This window comes from Symbioplanes lichenis (genome assembly GCF_030709675.1).
Classification (GTDB): Bacteria; Actinomycetota; Actinomycetes; order Mycobacteriales; family Micromonosporaceae; genus Actinoplanes; species Actinoplanes lichenis.
Genome location: NZ_JAUZQD010000011.1, coordinates 205001 through 229614, shown reverse-complemented (window position 1 = coordinate 229614; position 24614 = coordinate 205001). Strand labels below are relative to the sequence as shown.

The following is a 24614-nucleotide window of genomic DNA, read 5'->3' as shown; positions in this document are numbered from 1 at the left end:
TCAGGAAGCGGACAGCGTCAGGTCGCCCCGCACGAGGTCGTCGGCCATCCCCGGCACGGCGGCCGCGGGGTCCGTACCCAGTTCGATGATCTTGTTGTCGGCGTCCACGTGGACCACCCGCGGCCGACAAGCGCGCGCCTCGGCGTCGTCCATCTGCCCGTACGAGATCAGGATGACCAGGTCACCCGGGTGCACCAGGTGCGCGGCCGCGCCGTTGATGCCGATGACGCCGCTGCCGCGCTCGCCCGGGATCACGTACGTCTCGAGGCGCGCGCCGTTCGTCACGTCGACGATGGCGACCTGCTCGCCGGGCAGCAGGTCGGCGGCGTCGAGCAGGTCCTGGTCGATCGTCACCGAGCCCACGTAGTGCAGGTCGGCCTGGGTGACCGTGGCCCGATGGATCTTGGACTTGAGCATCGTGCGGAACATCAGGCGGCCTCTCCGAGCTGGACCGGAACGTTGTCGATGAGCCGGGTGGCGCCGACCTTCGCGGCGACCAGCAGGCGGGCCGGTCCGGCGGCCGGCGCGGGCCCGAGCAGCGGATCGGTCAGAGCGAGATAGTCGACGGCGACGCCGGGCTCGTCCTCGAGGATCTTGGTGGCCGCCTCGAGCACCCGCTGCGGGTCGTTCTGCGCGGCCCCCTCACGCAGGGCGTGCGACAGGGCCAGCGCGGCCCGCCGCTGGTCGGCGTCGAGATAGCGGTTGCGGCTGGACAGGGCGAGACCATCCTTCTCCCGTACGGTCGGGACGCCCACGATCTCCACGCCCAGCTCCACGTCGCGCACCATGAGCTTGATCAGCGCGAGCTGCTGATAGTCCTTCTCGCCGAACAGGGCGACGTCGGCCCGCGTGAGTCGGAGCAGCTTGGCGACGACCGTCAGCATCCCCGAGAAGTGCCCGGGGCGGCTGGCGCCCTCCAGCAACTCGCCGACCGGTCCCGCGTTCATGGTGATCGACGGCGTGCCGCCCGGGTACATCTCGTCGCGGTCCGGGGCGAAGACCACGTCGACGCCCTCGGCCGTGCAGGCCTCGACATCGGCGGCGAGGGTGCGCGGGTACTTGTCGAAGTCCTCGTTCGGCCCGAACTGCAGCGGGTTGACGAAGATCGTCGCGATGACGAAGCCGGCCCGCTTCCGGGCCTCGCGCATGAGCTGCCGGTGCCCCTCGTGCAGGGCGCCCATGGTCATGACGACGGCAACCCGGCCGGGCGCGGCGGCACGGGCGGCGGCCAGCTCGGCCCGGGTGTGGACGAGGGTGGTCATGCGGGGCTCCCGACGGTGAGGTGGGCCTGGGCCAGGACATCGAGCAGGGCGGCGGCTTCCCGAGGACGGAGGCGACCGGCGGCGACGGCCCGATCGGCCGTGCGGCGGGCCAGGGCGAGATAGGCCGGCGCCGACTCCGGGGGGAGGTGCCGCAGATGCTTGCGTACGGTGCCCGCGTCACCCCGCGACACCGGCCCGGTGAGGGCGGCGTCCCCGAGGGCGAGCGCGTTGTCGAGAGCGGCGTGCAGCAGGGGCGACAGGACCGTCGCCGGGTGCTCGACGCCGGCCGCCCGGAGCGTGTCCGCCGCCTCGTTGACCAGCGTGACCAGGTGATTCGCCCCGTGGGCGAGGGCCGCGTGGTAGAGCGGGCGGGACTCCTCGGCGACCCACTCCGGCACGCCGCCGAGATCGGTGACCAGGCGGGCGGCGAAGACCCGGTCGCGGGCCGTGATGCCCCAGGCGGTGCCGGGCAGCCGGTCGAGGTCGCCGGGCGTACCCGTGAAGGTCATCGCGGGGTGCAGGGCCAGGCCGTTGACCGGGCCGAGGACCGCCAGGCCATGGGCGCCGGAGGTGTGCGCCACGACCGTGCCGGCGCCGAGCGCACCGGTCGCCGTCAGGCCGGACACGACCGGGCCGAGCGCGTCGTCGGGAACGGCCAGCAGCAGAAGATCGGTGGCGGCCCGCGCGACCTCGTCGGCGGGCAGGATCGCGGCATCCGGCAGCAACTGCCGGGCGCGCTCGCGGGAAGCGGCGGACACCGCCGCGGCGGCGACGACGTGATGCCCGGCGGCGGCCAGAGCGGCGCCGACGACGGCACCCACCCGACCCGCGCCGACCACGCCGACGACCAGAGGGAACGCAGTATTCATGTGCGGATCCAGTCCTCGTGAAGGGGTACCGGTCGATCGCCAGTATGCGCCGCCGTAACACGCACGTGACAAGTACGTGTGGGGAACCGCACCCCCTAAGTTGGGCACGTGGAAAAGCTGGGGTGGGCCGCGGCGATGAAGAGTGCTCTGTACGGTCCTGCGGGCTTCTTCACGACCAGTGGGCCGGCCGATCACTTCCGGACCAGCGTGCACGCTTCGCCACTGTTCGCCGGCGCGTTGCTGCGGCTGGTGGAGGCTGTCGACGCCGCGCTCGGCCGTCCCCCGCTCCTCCAGGTGGTCGACGTGGGCGCGGGGCGGGGTGAGCTGCTCGCGGCATTGCACGCTTCCGCCGGCTCTTCGCGTGTCCGTTTTGTCGGAGTCGAAGTGGGGCCACGGCCGACCGGGCTGCCCGCGGAGATCGAGTGGCAGCGTGACCTGCCGGCTGGCTTCGACGGGCTGCTGCTCGCCACGGAATGGCTGGACAATGTGCCACTCGACATCGCCGAGGTGGGTGACGACGGGCGGGTACGGCAGGTGCTGGTCGACCGGGCCGGGAACGAGACGCTCGGCGGGGACATTGATCCGGCCGACCTTTCGTGGCTGGCGCAGTGGTGGCCGTCCGCCCGGGCCGGGGACCGCGTCGAACTGGGCCGGCCCCGGGATCAGAGCTGGGCGGAGGCCGTTGCCACGGTGCGCCGGGGAGCCGCGCTCGTCGTCGACTACGGACACATGCTGCGGGACCGGCCGGCGCTGGGGACGCTCACGGGGTTCCGGGACGGGCGGCAGGTAGTGCCTGTTCCGGACGGCTCGTGCGACCTGACGGCCCATGTGGCGCTGGACTCGGTCGCGGCGGCGGGCGGGGGGACGTACAGGATGGTCAGGCAGCGGGCCGCACTGCGAGCGCTCGGGGTCGACGGCGCCCGGCCACCGCTGTCCCTGGCCCGCACGGACCCGGCGGCCTATCTGCGGGCGCTGGGGGCCGCGGGGGCGGCGGCGGAGCTCACCGATCCGGACGGGCTGGGCGGGCACTGGTGGTTGCTGCACGAGATCGGTATCGAGCTTCGTGGGACGATCGCTCTGTGAGTGACGTCCGGGAGATGACGGTCGGGACCGGGGCCGGGCTCGACACCGCCGACATGGTGCTCAACATCGGGCCGCAGCACCCGTCCACCCATGGCGTGCTGCGCCTCAAGCTCACCCTCGACGGCGAGCGCGTGACCGCCTGCGAGCCGATCATCGGCTACATGCACCGGGGGGCGGAGAAACTCTTCGAGGTACGCGACTATCGCCAGATCCTCGTCCTGGCCAACCGGCACGACTGGCTGTCCGCCTTCTCCAACGAGCTCGGCGTGGCCCTGGCCGTCGAGCGCCTCATGGGCATCGAGGTGCCGGAGCGCGCGACGTGGCTCCGCATGGCCCTGGCCGAGCTGAACCGGGTGCTCAACCACCTGATGTTCCTCGGCTCCTACCCGCTGGAGATCGGCGCCATCACGCCGATGTTCTACGCGTTCCGCGAGCGGGAGACGCTGCAGGCGGTCATGGAGGAAGTCTCCGGCGGGCGCATCCACTACATGTTCAACCGGGTCGGCGGGCTCAAGGAGGAGGTCCCGGCCGGCTGGACCCGGCGCGCCCTCGAGGCGATCGCCCAGGTCCGCAAGCGGATGCCGGACCTCGACCGGATCATCCGGACCAACGACATCTTCCTCGCCCGTACGGTCGGCGTGGGCGTGCTCACCGCCGAGCAGGCCGCCGCGTACGGCGCCTCGGGTCCCGTCGCCCGCGCCAGCGGCCTCGACATGGACCTGCGCCGCGACGAGCCCTACCTCGCCTACGACGAGCTGGACGTGCCCGTCTTGACGCGCACCACGGGCGACTGCCACGCCCGCTTCGAGGTGCTGCTGGACCAGGTCTACGCGTCCCTCGACCTGGCCGAACAGTGCCTCGACCGCGTCGCCCGCCTCGGCGGCCCGGTCAACGTGCGGCTGCCCAAGGTCGTCAAGGCCCCCGAGGGTCACACGTACGCGTGGACCGAGAACCCGCTCGGCATCAACGGCTACTACCTGGTCTCCCGCGGCGAAAAGACCCCGTGGCGCCTGAAGCTCCGCACGGCTTCCTACGCCAACGTCCAGGCGCTGGCGACGCTGATCCCCGGCTGCCTGGTGCCCGACTTGATCGCCATCCTGGGCTCAATGTTCTTCGTCGTCGGCGACATCGACAAGTAGCCGGCTTCGGTGGCGGGGTGCCTCCTGCTTCGGCGCCGGGGCGCTTCTTGGTCGCCACCCGCTTCGGTGGCGGGGCGCTTCCTTGCCCGCGCCCGCTCCAGTGGCGGAGTGCTCCCTTGCCCGCGCCCGCTCCAGTGGCGGAGTGCTCCCTTGCCCGCGCCCGCTCCAGTGGCGGAGTGCTCCCTTGCCGGCGCCCTCGGTCGACCCGCCGCTCCTACCAGCGGCGAGGCGCTCCACTGCCGGCGTCCTCGTAGGTGCCGTGCCCGGCAGCGGCGTAGCTGTCGTCCGCGTAGCCGCCGTCGTATCCGGACTCGTGGTAGCCGGGCTCGCGGTGCCCCGGCTCGTTGTAGGCCGCCTCGGGGTGACCAGGCTCGTGGTAGGCAGCCTCGTTGTAAGCGGCCTCGTGCTGGACGGGCTTGTGGCGTCCAGGCTCCTCGTACCGAGGCTGCCCGTAGACGCCATCCCGCGCGCCGCCACCGTCGAAGCCGTGCCCACCGCTGTACCCGTGGTCGCCGAAGTCCGCCTCTCCCCCGAAGTCTCCTCCGCCGAAGCCGTTCGCCCCGTCGGAGCCGTTCCCTCCGTCGAAGCCGGATGCATCGTCGAAGCCGTTCGCTCCGTCGAACCCGTTGGCTTGCCCGAAGCCGTTCGCTCCGTCGAACCCGTTGGCTTGCCCGAAGCCGTTCGCTCCGTCGAACTCACTGGCTTGCCCGAAGCCGGATGCGTTGTCGAAGCCCGATGCCTCGTCGGCCTCGACCGGTCGGCCATAGGTCGCCGGACGGACGGCAGCCCGCGCAGAGCCCGAAGCACCACTTACCGAGGCCCGCGCCGCAGCAGGAGCAGCGCTGACCGAAGCCCGAGCCGGGCCGCCCACCCCTCGCGCGGCCGGAGCCGAGCCCGCAGAAGCCCGCCCGGAAGTCGGCGGCGCAGAAGCTCGTCCGGAAGTCGGAGCCGGACCCGCGGCAGCGCGCCCGGAGACCGGTGCGGCGCCCACGGAGGCCCGAGCCACAGCCGCCGAGCCGTTCGCAGTCCCGGGAGGAGTCACGGAGGCCCGAGCCGCGGCCGGAGCCCCGTCAACATCGGCGGCGCCGCGGTCGTAGCCGTAGCCGGTCGCGCCGTACTCGTAGCGGCCCGCCGAGACGAAGTCACTGCTGTCGTAGTTGTCGCCGGGGCCGTCCGACCACGAACGGTCGCCCCCCGAGTAGCCGCCGCTCACCTGACCGGCGGCGCTTCGGTGCACGCTGCCACCGGACCGGCTGTCGCCGCCGTAGCCGCTGCCGCCGGACTGGTTGTCGCCGCCGTAGCCGCTGCCGCTGGATTGGGCCGTGCCGCCTCGGTATTCACCGTCGGAGCCGCCGTAGGTGTTGCCTCGGGGCTGGCGGGTGTCGCTTACGAAGCCGCTGTCGTTTCCGTCGAGCCCGTAGCCGCGGTCATCGGCGTAGCCACCATCGCTCGCATAGCCACCGTCGCCCGCGTAGGAGCCGTCGCTGGCATAGGAGCCGCCGCCGTAGGGGCCGTCCGTGGCGTAGGAGCCGCCGTTGGCGTGGCCGGCATCGCTCGCGTAGCTGCTGTTGTCCGAGTGGCGGGTGTCGGCGACGTAGCCGCTGTCGTGCTCGTCCGTGGTCGCATAGCGGTGGGCGCGGCGGCCCCTGGACCGGGGTTCGCCGTAGGTGCCCGAGCGCGGCTGGTCGAACTCGCCGGAGCGCGGTCCATCGAACTCGCCGGAGGGCAGTCCATCGAACTCGCCGGAGCGCGGTTCGTCGAAGGAGCCGTTGCCGGGCTGGTCGAAGGCGCCCGAGTCGGGCTCGTCGAAGGAGCTTGCCGCCGGCTCGTCGTAGGCACCGAACAGAGGGTCACCGGCGTCGCGGGCAAGGTCGGTGCTCGTGTCGGGGGCGGCGTGACGGCGGGCGGCTCGGGGCTCGGCCGAGACCGGGGACGGGCTCGCGGCTGAGGCCGGGGACGAACTCGCGCTGCGCTGGCGGGGGGCGTAGGAGACCGGAGCGGGGCCCGGCGACCCGGAGGCCGACGCGACAGGGGCCGAGACACGGGCGGAGCCGGCGGGTCGTGGCACGGACGCGCTCACCGGGCGCGGGGCGGAAGCGCTCACCGGCCGCGGAGCGGGAGCGCTCACGGGGCGCGGGGCTGAGGCGCTTACTGGTCGCGGGGCGGAGACGCTCGCGGTGGCACGCGGAGCCGACACACTCGCCGCGGCACGTGGGGCCGACACACTTGCGGCTGCACGCGGGGGCGGCACGCTCGCGGCGGCGCGTGGGGCGGGGAAGGCGGCGTGCGGGTTCGGGGAGTCGGCCGGCTCGTCCGGGTAGTCGCCGCGGAGGTCGGAGAAGTCGGGGTGCTCGTCCGCGGCGCGCAGGTCGGAGAAGTCGGCGTGCGCATCGGCGGCGTCGGCGTGCGAGGAGGAGAAGTCGGCACGCGGATCGGCGTAGTCGCCGCGCGGGTCGGCATAGTCGCCGTGCGGAGAGGCGAAGTCGCCGTGCGGGGAGGGGAAGTCGGGGGCTTCGTCCGCTCCGATCGGTCCCGGGACAGAGGCGGGACCGATCGGTGCGGACACACTCGCCGTACCCCTCGGCGCGGACACACTGCCCGCGGGAGCGGGGGCTGAAACGCCGGACGGGTCGCGGAGGCGGTCGATCTCCTCCTCGAGGACCTGGACGCGGTGGCCGGTGGCGCGGGCGGCGGCCGCGATCTCGTCGCGGAGGTTGCCGCGCAGGGAGTCGACCTCGGCGGCGACGCGGTCCTCGACGGCGATGTCGGCGAGGACCGGGTCGTGCCGGATGAGCAGGGCGGCGCCGAGCAGAACGACGCAGGTGGCGACGATCAGCACCGCCAAGCGGACGGCCAGGGACGTGTCGGCGAGCAGGACGAGGAGGACCGCCACCGGGGCGAGGCCCAGGCCGGCCCAGATCAGCATCCTGAGGAGGCGGCTGCTGTGCTTCACCTCGGCCTGGTCGGACATGGGGCCAGATGCTACCGAGAGTGCTCGCGTCCCGAAACGGGGCAAAGGGCCACCGCGGGTGCCCGGATCGTCCCCCGGCGGGCGTTACAGCAGCTCGTCGCGGGGTCGCGAGAGGCGAAACCCATCCGGAAATTCTCGCTTCGCACTATCCGCACGCCGCGCGGAGTGAACCCTCCGCAAGATCATCGGCCGGGCCGCGCTCCAGGGGAACGCGACCCGGCCGAACGAAAGCGGATCAACAAGCCGCGAGCGCCCCGAGGGAACGCGACCCGGCCGGATCAGCCCGCCGCGAGCGCGCCGTCCGAGCTGAGGACCAGGCCGACGCTGATCGTGCCCTGCTTGAGGCCGGTCTTGGTGAGCGGACCGCCGGCGTCCAGGGAGCTGAACTTGCCGGCCTGGAAGTCGTACGTCTCGACCAGGCCCTGCTGGCACTTCGGCCGCTGCGGGCACTCGGGCGGCCCGCCGAGCACGGTGGCGGCCCCGGAGCACTTGGCGGCGAGGTCGGAGAGGGTCGTCACGCCGTACTTGGCGGCGAACGCCTGGGTGGTCGCGAAGGCGTTCTGGTCCTGGGCCGGTGACGCGGTGCCGAAGACCAGGCCGACCTTCTCGCCGAGCCCGGTGAGGGCGGTCATCGTGGTCTGCAGGTCGGCCGAGGACGGGTCCTTGGCGCTCTTGTCGGCCTTGCCCTGCAGGAACGTCGCCAGCGTGGCGGCATACTCCGGGACGACGTCGATCTCGCCCTTCTCCAGGGCCGGCTCGTAGAGCTCGCGGTTGCCGATCTGCTGCACCTTGACCGTGTAGCCCGCCGCGGTCAGCGCGATGCTGTAGAGCTCGCCGAGCGTGGCATTTTCGCTGAAGTTCGCCGCGCCGACCGTGATCTGGCCGCCGGGGCCCTTCTCGAGGCCGGCGGTCAGGTTGTTCGCGGTGGCGAACTCGGTCGCGGCGGCCTTGGACGACTTGCGGTCGATGTCGACGGCCTTGTTGAGCTCGATGAGCTTGGCCGTGTCGAGCGCCGCGGAGACCTTGTCGAGCGCCGCGATCAGCTGGGGCGAGGACGCCTTCTTGTTGATCGCCGGAACGACATTGTCGGTGTTCTGCAGCTTCTTGTCGTCGGTGAGCACGACCAGCTCGTCGCCCGCGACCGGGGCGCAGCCGGCGCCCGTGGCGGAGCTCGCGGGGGCTTCGGTGCCGGAGGAGCCGGACTCCCCGCAGCCGGTCAGGACGGCCGCGGCGACCACGAGGGTGCCGGCCGTCAGGAGCAGGTGTCGTCGCATGCTGCCGCCTTCTGTGTCCCGGCGCGCCCGGTGGCGGCGCCGCGTGTCCGACGGGCAACCGCGACGATGCCGGGCCGCCCACCCTCGTTCCTAACTTGGGGGTACGACAGCCTATGCCGCTCCGGCCGCTACGTTGCGGATTCGTTACGTGACCCGGCTGCGCTCAGCCACCGATGACGGCCCGGCGGCGAATCGAAGGGCGGGACCCGGCTGCGCTCAGCCACCGGTCACAGCCCGGCGGCGAATCGAGGGGCGGGACCAGGCAGCGAGCGGATCGTTCCGACACGGGACTTCTCTCCGTGCGTACTTAAAGGAAAAATCAGCCGGCCGGGGCCGCCGCAGTGGCGCGACCACGACGGGCGCGGCGCAGAGCCTTGGGGGTGACCAGGCGTTGCAGCAGCGCGAGCAGGCCCTCCACCAGCAGCGCGAGCAGCGCCACGGCGATGCCGCCGGCGACGATCTGACCGCCGCCGCCGTTGCTCATGCCGATGCCGAAGCCGGCCGAGATGATCTCCCCGAGCCCGCCGCCGTTGACGAACGCCGCCAGCGCCGCGGTTGCCACCACCTGCACCGCGGCCGTACGCAACCCCGCCGCGAGATAGGGCACCGACAGCGGCAGCTCCACCCGCCGCAGCACCTGGCCCCCGGACAGGCCCATGCCCCGCGCCGCCTCCCGCGTCTCGGGGTCGATCTGGCGCAGCCCGGTGTAGGCGTTGGCCAGCAGCGGCGGTACCGCGAAGACGGCCAGCGCCACCACGACCGGCGGCTTGCCGAAGCCCAGCGGCGTGAGCGGCAGGATGGTCAGCAGCGCGAGCGTCGGCAGCGCCAGCGTGAGGTTCGCCACGGTGACGACCGCCGCACCACCGCGGCCGCGGTGTCCGAGCCAGATGCCGAGCGGCCAGCCGACCAGGCAGCCGATCAGCACCGCCCACAGGCTGATGACCAGGTGCTCCTCGAGCCGGTCGAGCAGGCCGCCGGGGTTGGTCCAGTTCAGCGGGTCGTTGAGCCAGACGAAGCCCTCGTGGAAGTAGTTCACGCGCGCCGCTCCCGCGCCCAGGGCGTCAGCAGCCGGCCGGCCCCGGCGATCAGCAGGTCGAGCACCAGCGCCAGCGCCACGCACAGGACCGCGCCGGTCATGATCTCGGCCTTGTAGAAGTTGTTCCGGAAGCCGCCCAGGATCATGTCCCCGAGACCGCCCTGGCCGATCAGCGAGCCGACGGTGACAAGCGCCACGGTGGACACCGTCGCCAACCGCAACCCGGTGAGTACGCCCGGCAGCGCGAGCGGCAGCTCGATGCGCACCAGCCGTCCGAAGCGGCCGTAGCCCATGCCCGCCGCCGCGTCCCGCACCTCGGCGGGCACCTGGGTGAGCCCGGCCAGGATGTTGCGCACGAGCACGAGCAGCGCATACAGCACGAGGGCGATCAGCACCGACGTGTCGCGGGTGGTTCCCACCGCAGGAGCGACCAGGGCGAGCAGTGCCAGCGAAGGAATCGTGTAGAGAACGCCGGAGAGTGCAAGAATCGGCCCGGTCAGCGGACGCCACCAGTAGGCGACGATCGCGAGCGGCAGGGCGACGATCAGCGCGAAGATCACCGCACGGGCGGTGAGACCCGCGTGGAACTGCAGAGCGGTCAGGATCTCGTCGGCGTTGTCGTGGACATAGCGCCAGGAGAACCACGGATTTCCCGGCCCGTCAGCGGGGGCGGCCAGGGGCCACGCAGGCGCCGGGGCCCTCGACAGGAAGGACATACGTGGACGCTACCGCGATCACCAGCACCGCCGCTTCCATCACCCTGGAGAATCTGGGCAAGGTCTATCCCGACGGCACGGTCGCGGTCGGCGACATCAGCCTCGAGGTGCGCGCGGGCGAGCTCGTCGTCCTCATCGGCCCCTCCGGCTGCGGCAAGTCGACCATCCTGCGCATGCTCAACCGCCTCATCGAGCCGTCGAAGGGCCGCATCCTGCTCGACGGCGAGGACATCACCGCCCGCAACCCGGTGGAGCTGCGCCGCCACATCGGCTACGTGATCCAGAACGTCGGGCTCTTCCCGCACCAGAGCATCCGCACCAACGTCGGCACGGTGCCCCGGCTGCTCGGCTGGGACCGCAAGCGGACCCGGGCCCGCGCGGACGAGCTGCTCGACCTGGTCGGCCTCGACCCGGCGAAATACGGCGGGCGCTATCCGCACGAGCTCTCCGGCGGTCAGCGCCAGCGCGTCGGCGTGGCCCGGGCGCTCGCGGCGGACCCGCTGGTCCTGCTGATGGACGAGCCCTTCTCCGCCGTCGACCCGATCGTCCGGGGCCGGCTGCAGGAGGAGTTCCTCCGGCTGCAGGCCGCGGTGCGCAAGACCATCGTGCTGGTCACCCACGACATCGACGAGGCGGTCCGGCTGGGCGACCGCATCGCGGTGCTGGGTGAGGGCGGCCTGCTCCGCCAGTACGCGCCCCCGGCCGAGGTGCTCGGCAACCCAGCCTCCCCGGCGGTCAGCGACTTCGTCGGCCGGGATCGCGGAGTCCGGCGGCTGGCCGTGACGCCGGTGCGCGACGTGATGCGCCCGATCGGCCGGGTCGAGGACATCGAGCGCCTGCCGACCGTCGAGGCCTCCGGCACGCTCTACGACGCCCTGTCGGCGATGCTCACGAGCGACGCGCTCAACGTCGTCGTCATCGAGGGCGGTAAGCCGGTCGGGAGCGTGTCACGATCGGCGCTCTTCGACGTGCAGGCGGCCCAGGTCTCCTGACCCGGGCCGCCCGGTGCGGTCAGCGGGAGGTGCCGCGGCGGCCGCCGAGGGTGGCCAGGCCGACGATCCAGCCGACGAAGAGGCCGTACGCGGAGCCGGCGCCCGCCGCGGTGAACGCGTTGAGCAGCGACGGGTTGGCCAGGAAGAGCGTGGTCAGCAGCGCGGCGAAGCCGCCCGCGAAGATGTAGGAGCCCCAGCCCGCGAAGAACTGGCTGAGCGTCCCGCGGGCCCGGGCCAGCTGGGAGCCGGGCAGCAGATAGAGGAAGAGGGCCGTCAGGACCACCACGAGGATGGCCTTGAGATCGGCGACGAGGATCGACCGGAAGGTGTCGTCGGAGTCGAAGCGCCAGCGCGGCCAGGACAGCAGCTGCAGCCACCAGCCCAGGGCCGTGTCCGACCGGGTGTTGTCCGCGGCCCAGTCGGCGTACCAGGGGCTGCCGAAGACCAGGACCAGTATCAGCGCGGTCAGGGTCCCGGCCCCGACCGCGGACTTGTAACGATTGGTGAGAGCCATGGGCCGCTAGATTCCCAGCGGGCCCTCAGCTTCAAACGACAGCCGTATATGTCCTACTTCTGCAGGTAATCGATGAATGCTGCCCGCAGGAGCGGTTCCTGATCGCCGTAGCTGTGGCCGGTCAGCTCGCGCCACAGGGCGACGGCCTCGTCGACCGTCGGGCCGACCGTGTTGGGGGCGCCGTCGAGCACGGCGGCCTCGTCCGAGTCGGGCAGGTGCTTGAACACCGACCAGAAGAAGGCCAGGTCACGCTTCTCCCGGGCCTTCGCGAAGGCGCGCTCGCGCAGCTCCTCGGTGGGCAGGGCGTCCAGCTCGGCGAAGGTCGCGTCGGTCATGAGCCCAGCATATGTTTTCTATCTGCCGTTGCCCCACGGGCCCAGATCCCAGCGCTCCTGCTGCGGCGCCGGGGCGGGCATCTCCGGAGACCAGGCCACGCCCGAGGTGGGGGCGGCGTTCCAGTCCTGCTCGGCGCCGGTGGGGCGGAGCGGCTGCCCGTACGTCTCGACGAGCCGCGTGGCCAGGAGACCGATGCCGATCAGGACCCCGGCGACCGCGAAGAGGGCGATGTCGAAGTTGCGCCGGTCGGCGTAGTCGAGGAAGAGCACCACGCCGGTGACCGCGAGGAGGGTGCCGAAGATGCCGCCGCGGCGCCCGTACGCGCTCGTGCCCGCCAGCAGCGCGGCGCCGAACGCGAGGCCCGTCCACTCGAGTCCGGTGCCGGGGACGACCGGCACGTCCGGGGTGCGCGCCGCCAGCAGCACGCCCGCGCCGACCGCGAAGACCGACGAGACGACCAGGGCGGCGACGATCGGCAGCGCGGCCAGCCCGCCGCGCCGGTCCGCCGGGTCGCTGACCGGGCGCATCCGGCCGACCAGGCGCCGGACCGGGGTGATCGTGCCGAGCGCGCCGGCGAACACGGCCAGCAGCGCGAAGCCGCCGAAGAGCCAGAAGGCGTGGGCGGACGGGTCGTACGTGCCCTGAACCGCGACCGGGGCGGTGCGCAGCTGGTCGTACACGATCACGCCGCAGGCCGCGCCCAGCGACGCCGCCCAGGCGGGGATGTGCAGCATGAGGATCAGCAGCGCGACGACCAGCCCGCCGCCCGCCGCGATGCCCAGCGCCGGGACCGCGGAGGTGACCAGGCCCTGGTCGCCGTTCTCGGCGTAGTGCAGCGAGGCCGCGAGGGCGATCGGGCCGAGCGCCAGGTTGGGCACGCCGGCGCGCAGGCTCAGGCCGGCGCCCATCGCGAGCAGGCCGACGGCGGCGCCCATGATGAGCAGGCCGTCGAGATCGGGCCGGCGCAGGGCGGCGGAGTCCTGGTTGTAGAGCAGGAAGGCGATCGCGGCGACCGCCAGCAGCAGCACGATCTCCCAGCCGATGTGGACCCCGAGCCGGTCCCGGCCGTCCCACGCGGGCAGGCGGCCGGTGTCGAACGGCTCGGTGATCCGCGTGCCGCCGGTGTCGGTCAGGTCCGGCCGCCGGTGCCGGTGCTCGGCGGAGGCGACTCCGGCCCGGTACGCGGCCGGACCGCTGGGCACCTCGTCGTCGGTGTTGCGACGATATGCGGTCTCGTCGTAGGCCATCTCGTCACCTCCTCGCCGCGGCCCAGCATACGGTTGCGAGGGAAGCTCGGTTCAAGTCTTGCGCCGGGCTCCTGCTCCCGGCTCTTACGCCCGGCCCGCCCCGCCCCGGCTCTTACGCCCGGCCCGCCCCGCCCTTACGCGCGGCCTGCTCGGCGGTCGGGGTCGTCGCGCTGGTCGGGCTGCTGGGGGACGCGGCAGGCGCGCTCGAGCCACAGGGCCGCGCCGACCAGCGCGAGGGCCGAGACGACCCCGCCGACGGAGGCCGGCAGGTCCGCGTCGGCCGCCACCGTCTTCTGCAGCAGAAGATAGGCGAGCATGCCGATCGAATATCCGGCGTAGAGGGCTCCGGCGAGCGAGGAAGCCTTCGCCAGCACGACATAGCGGGCGACCGCGAGCGCGTTGATCCGCCCGGCGCCGGGCTTGTGCTGGATGCGGGCCCTGGTGTTCTGGGCGAGCAGGGCCTCGGCCACCGCCAGCGCGGCGAACACGAAGGTCGGCGCCCAGGGCACCTCGACGTTCGTGTCGTAGTAGAAGAGGCTGAGCAGGAGCACCGCCACGGCCGCGGCGGCCAGCCCCGCGACCACCAGCACCGACAGGCTGGTCGGCCGCATCGACGGGTCGGGAGCGCCGCCGCGGGGGTTGTTGCTCATCTCTGTGACTCTAGCGGCAGATCGGGGCGAGGGGTCATCGCGGCCGCATCGGCGCTCAGGGTCGCCTCCAGCAGGCTCTTGATCGGGCCATGACCAGGCAGAACGGCGCCGGGATCGCAGTCGGCCCAGGGCCGCAGCACAAAGGCGCGCAGGTGCGCCCGCGGATGCGGCAGGGTCAGCTCCGGGTCGTCGCTCAGCACCGGCGCGCCGTCGTCCTCCCAGACGGCGATCACGTCGACATCCAGCGTGCGCGGGCCGAACCGCCGCTGGGGGTCGCGCACCCGCTCCGCCGCCTGCTCCAGCGCCCGCGCGCGGTCGAGCCAGGTCCGTGCGGCGGCGGCCGGGTCGTGGGCGAGGACGACCGCGTTCAGGTACGCGGGCTGGTCCGCATCGCCCCACGGCGGCGTCTCGTAGACCCCGGAGACCCATTCCCTCCCACGCCCCAGGCCCGCGACCGCCGCCCGGAGGTAGGAGACGCGGTCCCCGAGATTGCTGCCCAGCGACAGCAGAGCCCGGCTCATCGGGATCTCCGGATGGTGACGGCGACGTCGGCGAACTCGTGGGGGATCGGGGCCTGCGGCTTGTGCACGGTGACCGTCGCGGCGGTCACCCGGGCGTCCGCCAGGCAGACGGCGGCCAGCCGGTCGGCCAGCGTCTCGATCAGGTTGACCGGCTCGCCCGCCACCACCTCGGCGAGCCGCCCGGCCAGCTCCCCGTAATGAACAGTGTCGGCGACGTCGTCGGTCGCGGCGGCCCGGCCGAGGTCGAGCTCCAGCTCCACGTCGATCACGAACTCCTGACCGTCGCGGCGCTCGAAGTCGAACACCCCGTGGTGGCCCCGGACGCGCAGACCGCGCAACTGGATCCGATCGGTCATCGGGCTCCCCCTCCCCATCGCGGGCTGCCGGTCGCTCGCCACACGGCGAAGGCGTCGACTGTTCCTTGCACATCATGAACACGGACGCCCCACGCGCCGGCCGCCACGGCGAGCAGCGACGTGGCGATCGTGGCCGCCTCCCGCTCCTGCACGGGCCGTGGCTCGCCGTCCGGGCCCGCGAGCAGCCGGCCCAGGTAGGTCTTGCGCGAGGCGGCGAACAGCACGGGGTAGCCGAGAGTGACCAGCTCGCCGAGGTGGGCGCTGAGGGCCCAGTTGTGCTCCGCCCGCTTGGCGAAGCCGAGCCCGGGGTCGAGGATCAGGCGGCCCGGGTCGACGCCGGCCGCCACGGCCTCGTCGGCGCGCGCGAGCAACTCGGTGCGCACTTCGGCCACGACGTCGCGATAAGTGGCCAGATCCGCCATCCGCCGGGAATGGCCCCGCCAGTGCATGAGGATCCACGGGCAGCCGGCGTCGGCGACCACCGCGGCCATGCCGGGATCGGCGAGGCCGCCGGAGACGTCGTTGACCACGACGGCGCCCGCCTCGAGGGCCGCCGCGGCCACGGCGGCCCGCGTGGTGTCGATGCTGACCGGCACTCCGGCCGAGGTCAGCTCCTTGATCACCGGCAGGACACGGGCGGCCTCGGTGGCGGCGCCGACCCGCTCGGCGCCCGGACGGGTGGATTCCCCGCCGATGTCGACGACGTCGGCCCCCGCCGCCCGGAGCGCCACACCGTGCCCGACGGCTGCCTCCAACCCGGCGTAGCGACCGCCGTCGGAGAAGGAATCCGGAGTCACGTTGAGGATGCCCATCACGACCGGGTGATCCCGGTGCGCGAGGAGGTCGGCGCTGACCTGCGCAGTCGTCACATCGGGGGTTGGCTCATCCACGTGGGAAACGCTACCGGGCGGCGCTCATCCGAACATACGTACGATGACTGGTGACTCATATTCAATCACGCCTGTACCTTGGGTAACGAATCAGGCAGCTTGTAGGGAGGAAGTACGGGCCGTACTCTTCGGAGCTAGGCATCATTATTGAACCGAAGAGAGCAGAGCGGTCGTGTGGAGGACAGCAGTGCCCTTACGGTCTCACTCGACGTGAGAAGCGGTAAGTAGCACCATATGGGCGTCGCCGTCAGGCTTCACAACTGCAGCGTGCCCGGCGCCCTCACGCCGGTCACCCGGGAGGTTTACCGATGATCGCCACCGAAATCGCGGCCCAGGTGGCCGCGGCTGTGCAGCACGGCGCCACCCTTGCCGCCCCCGAGGGGCCCAAGGGCATCGACACCGAGGGCGTCGTCACCTTCTTCGCCAGCAACATCGCCCCGATCCTGCTCGCCGTGCTCGGTGTCATCTTCATCGGCCGGGCCAGCCGGGGCGAGATCTCCAAGGTGCTGACCAGCTCCGCGATCGCCATCGTGGGCCTGGCCTTCATCGCCGGCGCCGCGACGCTCTTCTTCGTCGGCGACTTCCTCATCGACGTCATCTTCAACTGAGGTCCGACGTCCCATGCGCCTGCGCACCGACGACGACATCTACCGGGCTCGCCTGGTCTATCTGGGCCCGCCCGGATACACCCTGCCGATGCACCTGCCGTACGCGCAGTACGGGATGTTCGTCGTGCTGGTCCCGCTGTTCGTCTTCATCCACTACCTCTTCACGTGGGAGCTGGACGCCTTCCCCGCCTGGGAGATCGCGCTCGCCATGGTGACGACGTCCTACGTCTTCCGCCACGTGGACCCCGACCGGCCGGCCCGGATGGTCATCCGCACGGCCCTCACCGACTGGCGGCGCACCCGGGAGCCCGCCGTCGAGCAGCGGGACCCCCGGCTCGTCGCCACTCGCATCCGGGTCCGGGAGGAGCTGGTATGACCTGCATCGCCGCGCGTCGTGCCGCCCCTCCCCGCGCCACGCGCCCCTCCCTTGCCGCATGCCCCTCTTCTGCTGCATGCCTGAATGGGGTTCTCGCATGACCGCTTCCCCACCGCCCGGGCACTCCCGCGCGGACATGTCTCGCCAGGGCAGGAACGGTAACCCTCCGCGCTCAATCGATTACTCTTCGGAGGAGTCGATCGAGCAGGTGGCCGGGCCCGAGCACGGCGCCGTCGCCGTGTTCCAGAACCCGCAACCCGTCCGCCCGCGCGCCGCCGGCACCCCGCAGCCGGTCGACCCGCTGGACATCGACTCGCCGTTCCTCGACCTCTTCGGCGGCGCGCCGCCCCAGGCCCCGCCGCCCGCCGAGGAGCAGACGCCACCGCCGCCGGACGACCCCGACGCCGACTTCGACTTCGGGTTCGACTTCGAGGGCGAGGACGCGCGCCGGTCCGTGTCGCCGGCCGCCCCGCGGTCAGCGCCTCCGACTTCCCCCGCGGCTCCGCGGTCAGCGCCTCCGACTTCCCCCGCGGCTCCGCGGTCAGCGCCTCCTGCTTCTCCGGCGGCTCCGCGTTCCGTGTCGCCGGCGCCTGTCTCGGCGGCGCCTGTCTCGCCGCCCATGCCGGCGCCGGATACCCGGATCACCGAGCCGATCCCGGCGCGGCCCGCCCCGGCGCCTACCTTCGACGCGGCCGCCGTTTCCGGGCCCGCGACTCCCCCGGCGCCGGAGACGGCTCCCGGGGTGTACGCGGTCAACGGCGCGGGGGCGTACCCGGCGGTGGAACAGGAACCGGCCACCCGGCCGGAGCCGCACACCGAGCTGGCGCCGCTCCCGGAGAAGGCGCCCGCCCGCCGCCGCGAGAAGGCCCCCAAGCGCAAGAGGGACCGCGCCGAGGTTCCGGCCACACGCGCGCCGAAAGACGTCAAGCCGGCCCCGCTGCGACCCAACAAGATCAAGTTCAGCGACCGCGACCCGGCCCTCGAACTGGCCATCAGCGAGATCGCCGGCCACCTGACCTTCACGCAGAGCACGGTGACGGCCTGGTACTCGCTGCCCGAGGTGCGCTGGGCCTTCCGCCCCGACGCCGAGCGCGAGGCCCTGCTGTCGGCCATCTCCGAACAGTACGCGGGCCTGGCCGGCTTCCGGCTGCACCTGCGCCGCACCAACCGGCCCTTCCCGGCCGACGAATGGGCCCGCACGGTCGACTCGTTCACGGCCAAGCCGCTGCCCGACGTCGCCGGCGCCACCTCGTGGAGCGACCACCTCGTCGCCGCCCAGCGCCACCTGCTGTCCGTCAACCACGCGGAGGGGCAGACGTACCTGGGGGTCACCTTCGCCCGCCGGTCCCTGGGCGACACGTTCGCCGAGCGGGTCCTGCGCGTCTTCGGCAAGGGCACCTCCGACGGCGAACGGCGCAAACTCGGCCGTACGGTCGAGCAGTTCGACGAGGTCCTCAATGCATTCGGCATGCGTGGCCGCCGGGTCACGCCCCAGGAGCTCGAGTGGCTGCTCTTCCGCTCGGTCGCCCTGTGCATGGCCCCGCCCGGCCCGCTCTCCCCCGTCTCGCACGGCCACTGGGAGGCCGGCGACCTGCTGGCGCTGACCGAGCACGTCGAGCGCTACCGCACGCCGTACGGGTCGACGGTCAAGCTCGTCAACCGGATGACCGGCGAGGAAAGGCACGTCGCCGTCCTCTCCGTCGGCCGGATGGAACCCCTGGAGATCCCCGAGAAGCACGAGCCGTGGATGCACTTCCACGAGCGCCTGCCGTGGCCGATGGAGCTCTCCTCGCGCATCGACATCCTCGGCTCCACGAGCTCCTTCAAGAACCTCGAGCACCGGCTCCGGATGATCCGCTCGCAGCAGCTGGACTACGCCGAGCACGGCATCGACGCTCCCCCGGAGCTCGAGCGCCTCGCCAAGCGGGCCCTGGTGATCGGCGACGAGATGACCACGGGACTGCCGGTCGAGTCCGCCCGGGCGCACGGGTGGCACCGCATCGCGGTCGGGGGGCGTACCCGGGAAGAATGTCTCGAACGCGCCCGGCGGCTGATCCAGCTCTACTCCCGTGAGCTGCGCATCTCCCTCCAGCACCCGAAGAACCAGGACCAGCTGGCCCGCGAGTTCATCCCGGGCGAGCCCATCGCCAACACCGGCTACGTGCGCCGCATGCCGGTCAAGCTGCTCGCCGCGGCGCTGCCCCAGGCCGCGTCCACGGTGGGCGACCGGCGCGGCGACCTGATCGGGCGTACGGCCGGAACCTGCCGGCGGCCCGTCTTCCTCGACCTGCACTTCCCCATGGAGGTGCGCGAGCGCTCCGGCCTCGGCGTCTTCGTGGCCGAGCCCGGCGGTGGCAAGTCCACCCTCATGGGCGCCCTCGGCTACCTCAACGCCCGCCGCGGCGTCCAGGTCACGCTGCTCGACCCCTCGGGGCCGCTCGCCCGGCTGTGCCAGATGCCGGAGCTGCGCCCCTACTCCCGAGTCCTCAACCTGACCGGCTCCGAGCAGGGCACCCTCGCCCCGTACGCGCTGATCCCCACCCCGGTCCGCACCGAGTTCACGGCCGGACCGGCCGGCGACCGCGAGTACGAGATCGCGGTCTCCAACGCCCGCGCCGAGCGCCGCATGCTGGTCCAGGACATCTGCTCGATGCTCGTCCCGCCCCAGGTCGCCAAGGAAGCCTCCACGGCCACCCTGCTCCGGCACGCCGTCCGGCAGGTCCCCGCCGAGGAGACCTCCACCCTCGACGACGTCGTCGCCACCCTCCAAGGCCTGGACGACGACGAGGGCAAGGAGCTGGCCAACCTCCTGCTCGACACGGCCGAGATGCCCCTGGCCCTGCTCTTCTTCGGCCGCCCGCCCGAGCACCTCCTCGGCGCCGACTCGGCCCTCACGGTCATCACCATGGCCGGCCTGCGCCTGCCCGACCTCAAGATCGAGCGCGAGTACTGGTCGGCCGAGGAATCCCTCGCCCTCCCCATGCTCCACACGGCCCACCGCCTCGCCGTCCGCCGCTGCTACGGCGGCTCGATGTCCTCCCGCAAGATGGTCGGCCTGGACGAGGCCCACTTCATGGAGGGCTGGCGCTCCGGCCGCTCCTTCCTGGTCCGCCTCGCCCGCGACTCCCGCAAATGGAACCTCGCCGCCCTCGTCGCCTCCCAAAACCCGCGCGACATCCTCGGCCTCGACGTCCAGAACCTGGTGTCGACGGTCTTCGTCGGCCGCATCGCCGAGGACCAGGAAATCGCCTCCGAAGCGCTCCGGCTGCTGCGAGTCCCGGTCCACGACGGCTACGAGGCCACCCTGGCGTCGCTCTCCCAGGCCGACACCTCCTCCTCGGCCCGCCTCGGCTTCCGCGAGTTCGTCATGCGCGACGTCGACGGCCGGGTGCAGAAGGTCCGGGTCGACGTCTCGTACGTCGACGGGCTCCTCGAGCACCTGGACACCACGCCGGGCGCCAGAACCGCACCGCCGGCCGTACCCACCCTGTCCGACCTGGAGGTCTGAGATGCTCCGCCGGGCTTGCGCAATGGTCATCACGATGGCGGTCGCGCTGGTGGCCAGCCTGGCCTGGGCGGTGACCGCCCCGACCCCGGCGGCGGCCGCGCCGGGGCGGGCGCCGGGCGGGGCGTGCAGCACGGACGAGTGGAAGCAGGACTTCAAGTCGTGCGTGTCGCGGCTGACCGGCGACATCAGCGGCTCGGCGAAGTGCCTTGACCCGCCGGCCGCCGCGACGCCGGACTCAGGAGTGGCCGGCTGGTTCGCCGAACGCCCCGCCTCCGCCACCCAGCAGGGACCTCAAGGCATTTACAGCAAGTACGGGTACGGCGGCTACAACTACATCACGTATGACCAGAACGGCGGATGTTTCTCAACGTTTGTGGCACCTGAGAACAAGTTCGAAGTCACCATAGCCAACGGCGAATTCATGATTGCCACAGCAATCATCGGCGCTTCGAACGCCCTACGCGAAAGGGCCTGGAATCCTCAGTCGATGTGGGGATGGGCCGACCCGCTGGTGTCTCAGGCAACCAAGGCGGTGTACGAGAAAGTATTCAGCGTTTTCGGCGTCATCACGCTAGCCGTGGTAGGCCTGTATCTCATCTGGCGGTCGCAACAGGCAGACATGGGTGCGGCCACCACCACCGCCGGCTGGGCAATCATGATCATGATTGCGGTGACTGCGATTGCGGCATGGCCCGTCAAGTCAGCCAACATCGCCGACCAGAGCTTGGTCACTACCCTCGGCGTCGTTCATGATGCGGTCGGTCCGCGGCCCGCCGCCGGCGAAGCGACAGAGTGCAAGCTCGGTGACCCGGAGGCCTGCAAGGACAACCGGCCACCTGCGGTGCGCGCAAGTGACACAGTCACCGACACGATGCTCTATCGGAACTGGCTTCGTGGGCTTCTCGGATCCGCCGACAGCGTCACCGCACAGAAGTACGGGAGAGCTCTCTACGATGCTCGGTCGCTGACGTGGAGCGAGGCCGAACGGATCCGCCAGAACCCGGCAACTCGCGATTCGGTCCTCAATGCCAAGACCGAGCAGTGGAAGAGGGTTGCGAGCCTGGTCGAGGCGGAAGATCCCACTGCGTACGCCTATCTCAAGGGCGACAACGGGATGGACAGTATCGGCTCCGGCCTTATCGCCATGCTGGCAGCAGTGATGTTTGCCATGTTCGATCTGACAGCCTCACTGCTCGTGCTCCTCGGGTTCCTGCTGTTCCGTTGGGCGGTCATCGCAGCTCCGATTCTGGGTACCGTCGGCTTGATGCGACCTGCGAGTTCGGGGATCCGGCGGCTCGGGAACGCGGTCGTGGCGGCGATCTTCAACATTGCGATCTTCGGGACCGGGGCGGCGATCTACCTGTTCGCCGTGGATCTGATCATGAACACGGCGAGCCTGCCCGGCTGGCTCCAGGTTGTTCTCGTCTGGCTCTGCGGCGTGGTCGGCTGGCTGTTGCTGCGGCCCTACCGGCGGATCACGCAGCTCGGCGGCAAGGACAGCACCGCGGCCATCACCTCGGCCGGGTCGTGGCACCGTCGGTTCTTCCGGGACATGCGGGAGGCGGCGAAGCTCGAGGTGGCCGAGGGCGGCGGGACCAATGAGCCCCGGATCGGCAAGGGCCGGACCGTGTACGTCGAGCAGACGAACCTCCGCCCCGAAGCGCGGCTCGAGGATCCGGCGCATGCGGCGGGGTCGCGTACCGAGGTCGTCGCCGGCAGCGGTGGGCGGGCAGCGGCGCTGGCCACCCGGCCGGACGGGGCCGAGTCGGTGCGGGACGAGGCGCCGGTCGAGGATCGGCGTACGGCTCCGGTGAAGGCGGCCGGCCGGCAGCGACGGCCCGCCGGGTGGACCGAGCCGGACGTCGCGGAGGCCCCGGCCTCGTACGCCATCTATCGGCCGGAGACCGGAAGCACCACGCGGGAGCCGGCCCCGCAGCAGCCCCGGATCCGGACCGAGGCCCGGTGAGCCGTGGCGCCCCGGATCCTGGAACGCGGTCTCACCGGCCTCTTCCGCTCCCGGTGGGGGGTGGCCGTCGTGATCGTGCTGCTGGTACTCGCGGTGGTCGGGATCGGTCGCCTGCTGTCCGACGGTGACGACAGCGGGCAGTTGCTCGACCCCGTGACCCCGGATGCCACGGTGAGTGTCGACCCGAGCAAGGACAACGACAGCGTGGTGCAGAACGACGAGCCACCGAAGCCGGCGAAGACGAGTCGCGGGACGGCGGCGCCCGAGGCTGTCGCGTACGCGTTCGCGTCGGCTTGGGTGGATCATGAGGGCGTGTCCGCCGAGAAGTGGCACGACGGCATCGTGCCCAACGCGACCGAGGACCTGGCCGACGAGCTCGACGGCGTGGACCCCGCGGGCATTCCGGCCGACCGGGTCGTGGGGCGCCCTGAGCTCGTACCCGTGGGGGACGGCATCACCGACGCGGTGGTGACCACCGATTCGGGCACGCTGACGTTGCGCATGGTGGCTCCCGACGGGCGCTGGCTCGTCGACGGCATCGACTGGAAGCGCTCATGACGCGCTGGCGGCCCCGGCGGATCGCGCTGCTGGTCGCCCTGGTGGCGACGCTCGCCCTGCTCTGCTGCGGCGGCAGCGTGAGCGCGCTGCTGCTCGGCGGCTTCGACGCCGGCGACGACGAGGTCTCGACGCTGAGCGGCGGGTGCGGCGCGGGCGGTCCGATCGACCCCAACGGCAAACTTCCCAAGGTACGGGCGTACGGCGCGGATCAGATCAAGAACGCCGCGATCATCATCAACGTCGGCGCCGAGCTCAAGATGCCGCCGCGGGCGTGGACCATCGCGGTGGCGACCGCCATGCAGGAGTCCACGCTCCGGAACCTGGGGGATCTCGGGGCGGCCAACGACCACGACTCGCTGGGGCTGTTCCAGCAGCGGGAGAGTCAGGGCTGGGGGTCCCCGGACCAACTTCTCGATCCCGAGTACGCGGCCACGAAGTTCTACAAGAAGCTCAAGACGATCAAGGGCTGGGAGCGGCTGCCGCTCACCCGGGCGGCGCAGAAGGTGCAGATCAGCGCCTACCCGGACGCGTACGCGGATGATGAATTGACCGCGACCCAGATCGTCAACGCCCTCGCCGACGGAGCGGCCAACGCGGCCGGCGACTCCACGTCGATGGTGTGTGCCTCGGCCGCCGACATCGCGGCGTCCGGCTGGACGAATCCGCTGCCCGTGGCGGGCCTCAACGTGCACAAGTGGACGGTAGGCTCGGGGTTCCGTACCGCTGACCGCCCGACGCACCAGGGAGTCGACCTCATCGTGGACCGCAACACGCCCATCCGCTCGGTGGCGAGCGGAGTCGTGTCGCGGGTCAAGTGTGACGAGACCTTCTCCGGCGTCAAGGACTGCGACCACGACGGTTACCCGGGCAAGGGCGGCTGCGGCTGGATGGTCGAGGTCCAGCACCCCGGCAACATCATGACCCGCTACTGCCACATGGTGCAGCGCCCGTCCGTCAAAGCCGGCCAGAAGGTCGCGGCCGGCGAGACGCTCGGGCTGAGCGGCACGAGCGGCAACTCCTCCGGACCCCACCTGCACTTCGAGGTCCACCTGAACAACGACCGCTCCAGCGCCAGCGCCGTCGACCCGGTGCAGTTCATGGCCCAGCGCGGCTCGCCGCTGGGCGGCTCCCAGTGACGGGTGGCGCCCTGCCCGACCCGTTCGCCGGCCACCCGGACTGGACCCCCGGCCCCCCACGTCCCATCGCCCCGACCCCCGCCGTGATGGGCGGTCAACTCCGTGGTCGCCGCGTCCTCATCGGCCTCCCCGGCCACGGCTGGCGCTCGGACCTGCGCGCGGACGAGAAAGTCGTGCAGGGCAGCCGGACGTACGTGCCGGTGATCCCGGAAGCCGAGTGGTACCGCGCCGAGGCGGAACAAACCGAGGTCTTCGCCCCCCTGGTCCCGGTCGAACGCGTCTGGGTCGAAGAACTCGGCATGGCCGGCCTCCCCACCGGCAAGCCCGCCGACGTCATGTCCCGCCTCGTCTCCCTCGACGAACCACCCCGCCGCAACCCGGTCCCCGCCCTCGACGCCGACCGCCTCACCGGCCGCCGAGTGATCAACCTCCTCGACGACGGCGGCGAACGCCGAGACCTCCGAGCCGTCACCGAACTCCACACCAGCGACACCGGCGACATCTGCGCCCGCGTCACCACCGAGCTCGACTGGTACCGCTGGGCCTGGAGCGGTAAACCGCCGAGGACGCTGGAGGTTCCCGTTCACGTGCTGTGGATTGAATAAC

General features: G+C 71.9%; 24 protein-coding genes. 10 read left to right on the top strand and 14 right to left on the bottom strand.

What is annotated here, in order from left to right; genetic code table 11:
• From panD to RAN62_RS26565, 3 genes are read right to left on the bottom strand one after another with little or no spacing between them, the layout of a single operon-like run.
• Positions 1-429, bottom strand: a complete 429-nt coding sequence (gene panD / locus RAN62_RS26575; protein ID WP_305787486.1) for an aspartate 1-decarboxylase — start codon at positions 427-429, stop codon at positions 1-3.
• Positions 429-1262: a pantoate--beta-alanine ligase gene (gene panC, locus RAN62_RS26570; RefSeq protein ID WP_305787485.1), complete on the bottom strand. Its 834-nt coding sequence runs from the start codon at positions 1260-1262 to the stop codon at positions 429-431. Before panC ends, panD begins: the two co-directional genes overlap by 1 nt.
• Positions 1259-2131 (bottom strand): Rossmann-like and DUF2520 domain-containing protein, encoded by an 873-nt coding sequence (locus RAN62_RS26565; protein WP_305787484.1) that lies wholly within the window; start codon positions 2129-2131, stop codon positions 1259-1261. The genes panC and RAN62_RS26565 overlap by 4 nt, the downstream gene beginning before the upstream one ends.
• A 135-nt stretch (positions 2132-2266) precedes the next feature.
• Between RAN62_RS26565 and RAN62_RS26560 the strand changes: the two genes are divergently transcribed.
• Both RAN62_RS26560 and RAN62_RS26555 read left to right on the top strand, forming a co-directional pair.
• Positions 2267-3214 (top strand): SAM-dependent methyltransferase, encoded by a 948-nt coding sequence (locus tag RAN62_RS26560; RefSeq protein WP_305787591.1) that lies wholly within the window; start codon positions 2267-2269, stop codon positions 3212-3214.
• Positions 3215-3228: 14 nt separating this feature from the next.
• Positions 3229-4353 (top strand): NADH-quinone oxidoreductase subunit D, encoded by a 1125-nt coding sequence (locus RAN62_RS26555; protein WP_305787590.1) that lies wholly within the window; start codon positions 3229-3231, stop codon positions 4351-4353.
• 214 nt (positions 4354-4567) lie between these two features.
• Here the strand turns inward: RAN62_RS26555 and RAN62_RS26550 are convergent, their stop codons facing one another.
• The 4 genes from RAN62_RS26550 to RAN62_RS26535 all read right to left on the bottom strand — a co-directional run bounded on the left by RAN62_RS26550 (position 4568) and on the right by RAN62_RS26535 (position 10350).
• Positions 4568-7324 carry a hypothetical protein gene (locus RAN62_RS26550; protein WP_305787483.1) on the bottom strand — a complete coding sequence of 919 codons (2757 nt, stop codon included), beginning with the start codon at positions 7322-7324 and terminating at the stop codon, positions 4568-4570.
• A gap of 278 nt (positions 7325-7602) precedes the next feature.
• A complete protein-coding gene (locus RAN62_RS26545) occupies positions 7603-8598 on the bottom strand; it encodes a glycine betaine ABC transporter substrate-binding protein (protein ID WP_305787482.1) in 996 nt (331 codons plus the stop codon).
• A 319-nt stretch (positions 8599-8917) separates the two neighbouring features.
• On the bottom strand, positions 8918-9634 hold the full coding sequence (locus RAN62_RS26540; protein ID WP_305787481.1) for an ABC transporter permease: 717 nt from the start codon (positions 9632-9634) through the stop codon (positions 8918-8920).
• Entirely contained in the window at positions 9631-10350 is a 720-nt protein-coding gene (locus tag RAN62_RS26535) for an ABC transporter permease (RefSeq protein ID WP_305787480.1), read from the bottom strand. The genes RAN62_RS26540 and RAN62_RS26535 overlap by 4 nt, the downstream gene beginning before the upstream one ends.
• Before the next feature lie 2 nt (positions 10351-10352).
• Between RAN62_RS26535 and RAN62_RS26530 the strand changes: the two genes are divergently transcribed.
• The gene (locus RAN62_RS26530; protein ID WP_305787479.1) at positions 10353-11342 is read left to right on the top strand and encodes an ABC transporter ATP-binding protein; all 990 of its coding nucleotides are present in this window, start codon (positions 10353-10355) and stop codon (positions 11340-11342) included.
• Between the two features lie 19 nt (positions 11343-11361).
• Here the strand turns inward: RAN62_RS26530 and RAN62_RS26525 are convergent, their stop codons facing one another.
• The 7 genes from RAN62_RS26525 to folP all read right to left on the bottom strand — a co-directional run bounded on the left by RAN62_RS26525 (position 11362) and on the right by folP (position 15778).
• Positions 11362-11856, bottom strand: coding sequence for a hypothetical protein (locus RAN62_RS26525; RefSeq protein ID WP_305787478.1), 495 nt, complete (start codon positions 11854-11856; stop codon positions 11362-11364).
• A 53-nt stretch (positions 11857-11909) separates the two neighbouring features.
• On the bottom strand, positions 11910-12191 hold the full coding sequence (locus RAN62_RS26520; RefSeq protein ID WP_305787477.1) for a hypothetical protein: 282 nt from the start codon (positions 12189-12191) through the stop codon (positions 11910-11912).
• A gap of 18 nt (positions 12192-12209) precedes the next feature.
• Complete coding sequence (locus RAN62_RS26515; protein ID WP_305787476.1) at positions 12210-13439, bottom strand: ABC transporter permease; 1230 nt, start codon at positions 13437-13439, stop codon at positions 12210-12212.
• A gap of 134 nt (positions 13440-13573) precedes the next feature.
• Entirely contained in the window at positions 13574-14089 is a 516-nt protein-coding gene (locus tag RAN62_RS26510; RefSeq protein ID WP_305787475.1) for a DUF3180 domain-containing protein, read from the bottom strand.
• Positions 14086-14610: a 2-amino-4-hydroxy-6-hydroxymethyldihydropteridine diphosphokinase gene (gene folK, locus RAN62_RS26505; RefSeq protein WP_305787474.1), complete on the bottom strand. Its 525-nt coding sequence runs from the start codon at positions 14608-14610 to the stop codon at positions 14086-14088. Before folK ends, RAN62_RS26510 begins: the two co-directional genes overlap by 4 nt.
• Complete coding sequence (gene folB / locus RAN62_RS26500) at positions 14607-14966, bottom strand: dihydroneopterin aldolase (RefSeq protein WP_305787473.1); 360 nt, start codon at positions 14964-14966, stop codon at positions 14607-14609. Before folB ends, folK begins: the two co-directional genes overlap by 4 nt.
• The gene (gene folP / locus RAN62_RS26495) at positions 14963-15778 is read right to left on the bottom strand and encodes a dihydropteroate synthase (protein WP_305787589.1); all 816 of its coding nucleotides are present in this window, start codon (positions 15776-15778) and stop codon (positions 14963-14965) included. The genes folB and folP overlap by 4 nt, the downstream gene beginning before the upstream one ends.
• 386 nt (positions 15779-16164) lie before the next feature.
• Between folP and RAN62_RS26490 the strand changes: the two genes are divergently transcribed.
• From RAN62_RS26490 to RAN62_RS26460, 7 genes are all read left to right on the top strand, one after another.
• On the top strand, positions 16165-16464 hold the full coding sequence (locus RAN62_RS26490) for a hypothetical protein (RefSeq protein ID WP_305787472.1): 300 nt from the start codon (positions 16165-16167) through the stop codon (positions 16462-16464).
• A 13-nt stretch (positions 16465-16477) separates the two neighbouring features.
• Complete coding sequence (locus RAN62_RS26485) at positions 16478-16840, top strand: hypothetical protein (RefSeq protein ID WP_305787471.1); 363 nt, start codon at positions 16478-16480, stop codon at positions 16838-16840.
• A 97-nt stretch (positions 16841-16937) separates the two neighbouring features.
• Positions 16938-20348, top strand: coding sequence for an ATP-binding protein (locus RAN62_RS26480; protein WP_305787470.1), 3411 nt, complete (start codon positions 16938-16940; stop codon positions 20346-20348).
• Position 20349: 1 nt separating this feature from the next.
• Positions 20350-22314: an MFS transporter gene (locus RAN62_RS26475; protein ID WP_305787469.1), complete on the top strand. Its 1965-nt coding sequence runs from the start codon at positions 20350-20352 to the stop codon at positions 22312-22314.
• A gap of 69 nt (positions 22315-22383) precedes the next feature.
• On the top strand, positions 22384-22872 hold the full coding sequence (locus RAN62_RS26470) for a hypothetical protein (RefSeq protein WP_305787468.1): 489 nt from the start codon (positions 22384-22386) through the stop codon (positions 22870-22872).
• Positions 22869-24008, top strand: a complete 1140-nt coding sequence (locus RAN62_RS26465) for a M23 family metallopeptidase (protein WP_305787467.1) — start codon at positions 22869-22871, stop codon at positions 24006-24008. The genes RAN62_RS26470 and RAN62_RS26465 overlap by 4 nt, the downstream gene beginning before the upstream one ends.
• Positions 24005-24613 (top strand): hypothetical protein, encoded by a 609-nt coding sequence (locus tag RAN62_RS26460; RefSeq protein WP_438874549.1) that lies wholly within the window; start codon positions 24005-24007, stop codon positions 24611-24613. The genes RAN62_RS26465 and RAN62_RS26460 overlap by 4 nt, the downstream gene beginning before the upstream one ends.
• Position 24614 lies beyond the last annotated feature (1 nt).

Coding starts and splice junctions, on each gene's coding strand:
- RAN62_RS26555 (WP_305787590.1), top strand. CDS start 3,229: ATGACGGTCGGGACCGGGGCCGGGCTCGACACCGCCGACATGGTGCTC.
- RAN62_RS26560 (WP_305787591.1), top strand. CDS start 2,267: ATGAAGAGTGCTCTGTACGGTCCTGCGGGCTTCTTCACGACCAGTGGG.
- RAN62_RS26525 (WP_305787478.1), bottom strand. CDS start 11,856: ATGGCTCTCACCAATCGTTACAAGTCCGCGGTCGGGGCCGGGACCCTG.
- panD (WP_305787486.1), bottom strand. CDS start 429: ATGTTCCGCACGATGCTCAAGTCCAAGATCCATCGGGCCACGGTCACC.
- RAN62_RS26475 (WP_305787469.1), top strand. CDS start 20,350: ATGCTCCGCCGGGCTTGCGCAATGGTCATCACGATGGCGGTCGCGCTG.
- RAN62_RS26480 (WP_305787470.1), top strand. CDS start 16,938: ATGACCGCTTCCCCACCGCCCGGGCACTCCCGCGCGGACATGTCTCGC.
- panC (WP_305787485.1), bottom strand. CDS start 1,262: ATGACCACCCTCGTCCACACCCGGGCCGAGCTGGCCGCCGCCCGTGCC.
- RAN62_RS26515 (WP_305787476.1), bottom strand. CDS start 13,439: ATGGCCTACGACGAGACCGCATATCGTCGCAACACCGACGACGAGGTG.
- folK (WP_305787474.1), bottom strand. CDS start 14,610: ATGAGCCGGGCTCTGCTGTCGCTGGGCAGCAATCTCGGGGACCGCGTC.
- RAN62_RS26510 (WP_305787475.1), bottom strand. CDS start 14,089: ATGAGCAACAACCCCCGCGGCGGCGCTCCCGACCCGTCGATGCGGCCG.
- RAN62_RS26485 (WP_305787471.1), top strand. CDS start 16,478: ATGCGCCTGCGCACCGACGACGACATCTACCGGGCTCGCCTGGTCTAT.
- folP (WP_305787589.1), bottom strand. CDS start 15,778: ATGGGCATCCTCAACGTGACTCCGGATTCCTTCTCCGACGGCGGTCGC.
- folB (WP_305787473.1), bottom strand. CDS start 14,966: ATGACCGATCGGATCCAGTTGCGCGGTCTGCGCGTCCGGGGCCACCAC.
- RAN62_RS26535 (WP_305787480.1), bottom strand. CDS start 10,350: ATGTCCTTCCTGTCGAGGGCCCCGGCGCCTGCGTGGCCCCTGGCCGCC.
- RAN62_RS26565 (WP_305787484.1), bottom strand. CDS start 2,131: ATGAATACTGCGTTCCCTCTGGTCGTCGGCGTGGTCGGCGCGGGTCGG.
- RAN62_RS26465 (WP_305787467.1), top strand. CDS start 22,869: ATGACGCGCTGGCGGCCCCGGCGGATCGCGCTGCTGGTCGCCCTGGTG.
- RAN62_RS26490 (WP_305787472.1), top strand. CDS start 16,165: ATGATCGCCACCGAAATCGCGGCCCAGGTGGCCGCGGCTGTGCAGCAC.
- RAN62_RS26545 (WP_305787482.1), bottom strand. CDS start 8,598: ATGCGACGACACCTGCTCCTGACGGCCGGCACCCTCGTGGTCGCCGCG.
- RAN62_RS26520 (WP_305787477.1), bottom strand. CDS start 12,191: ATGACCGACGCGACCTTCGCCGAGCTGGACGCCCTGCCCACCGAGGAG.
- RAN62_RS26550 (WP_305787483.1), bottom strand. CDS start 7,324: ATGTCCGACCAGGCCGAGGTGAAGCACAGCAGCCGCCTCCTCAGGATG.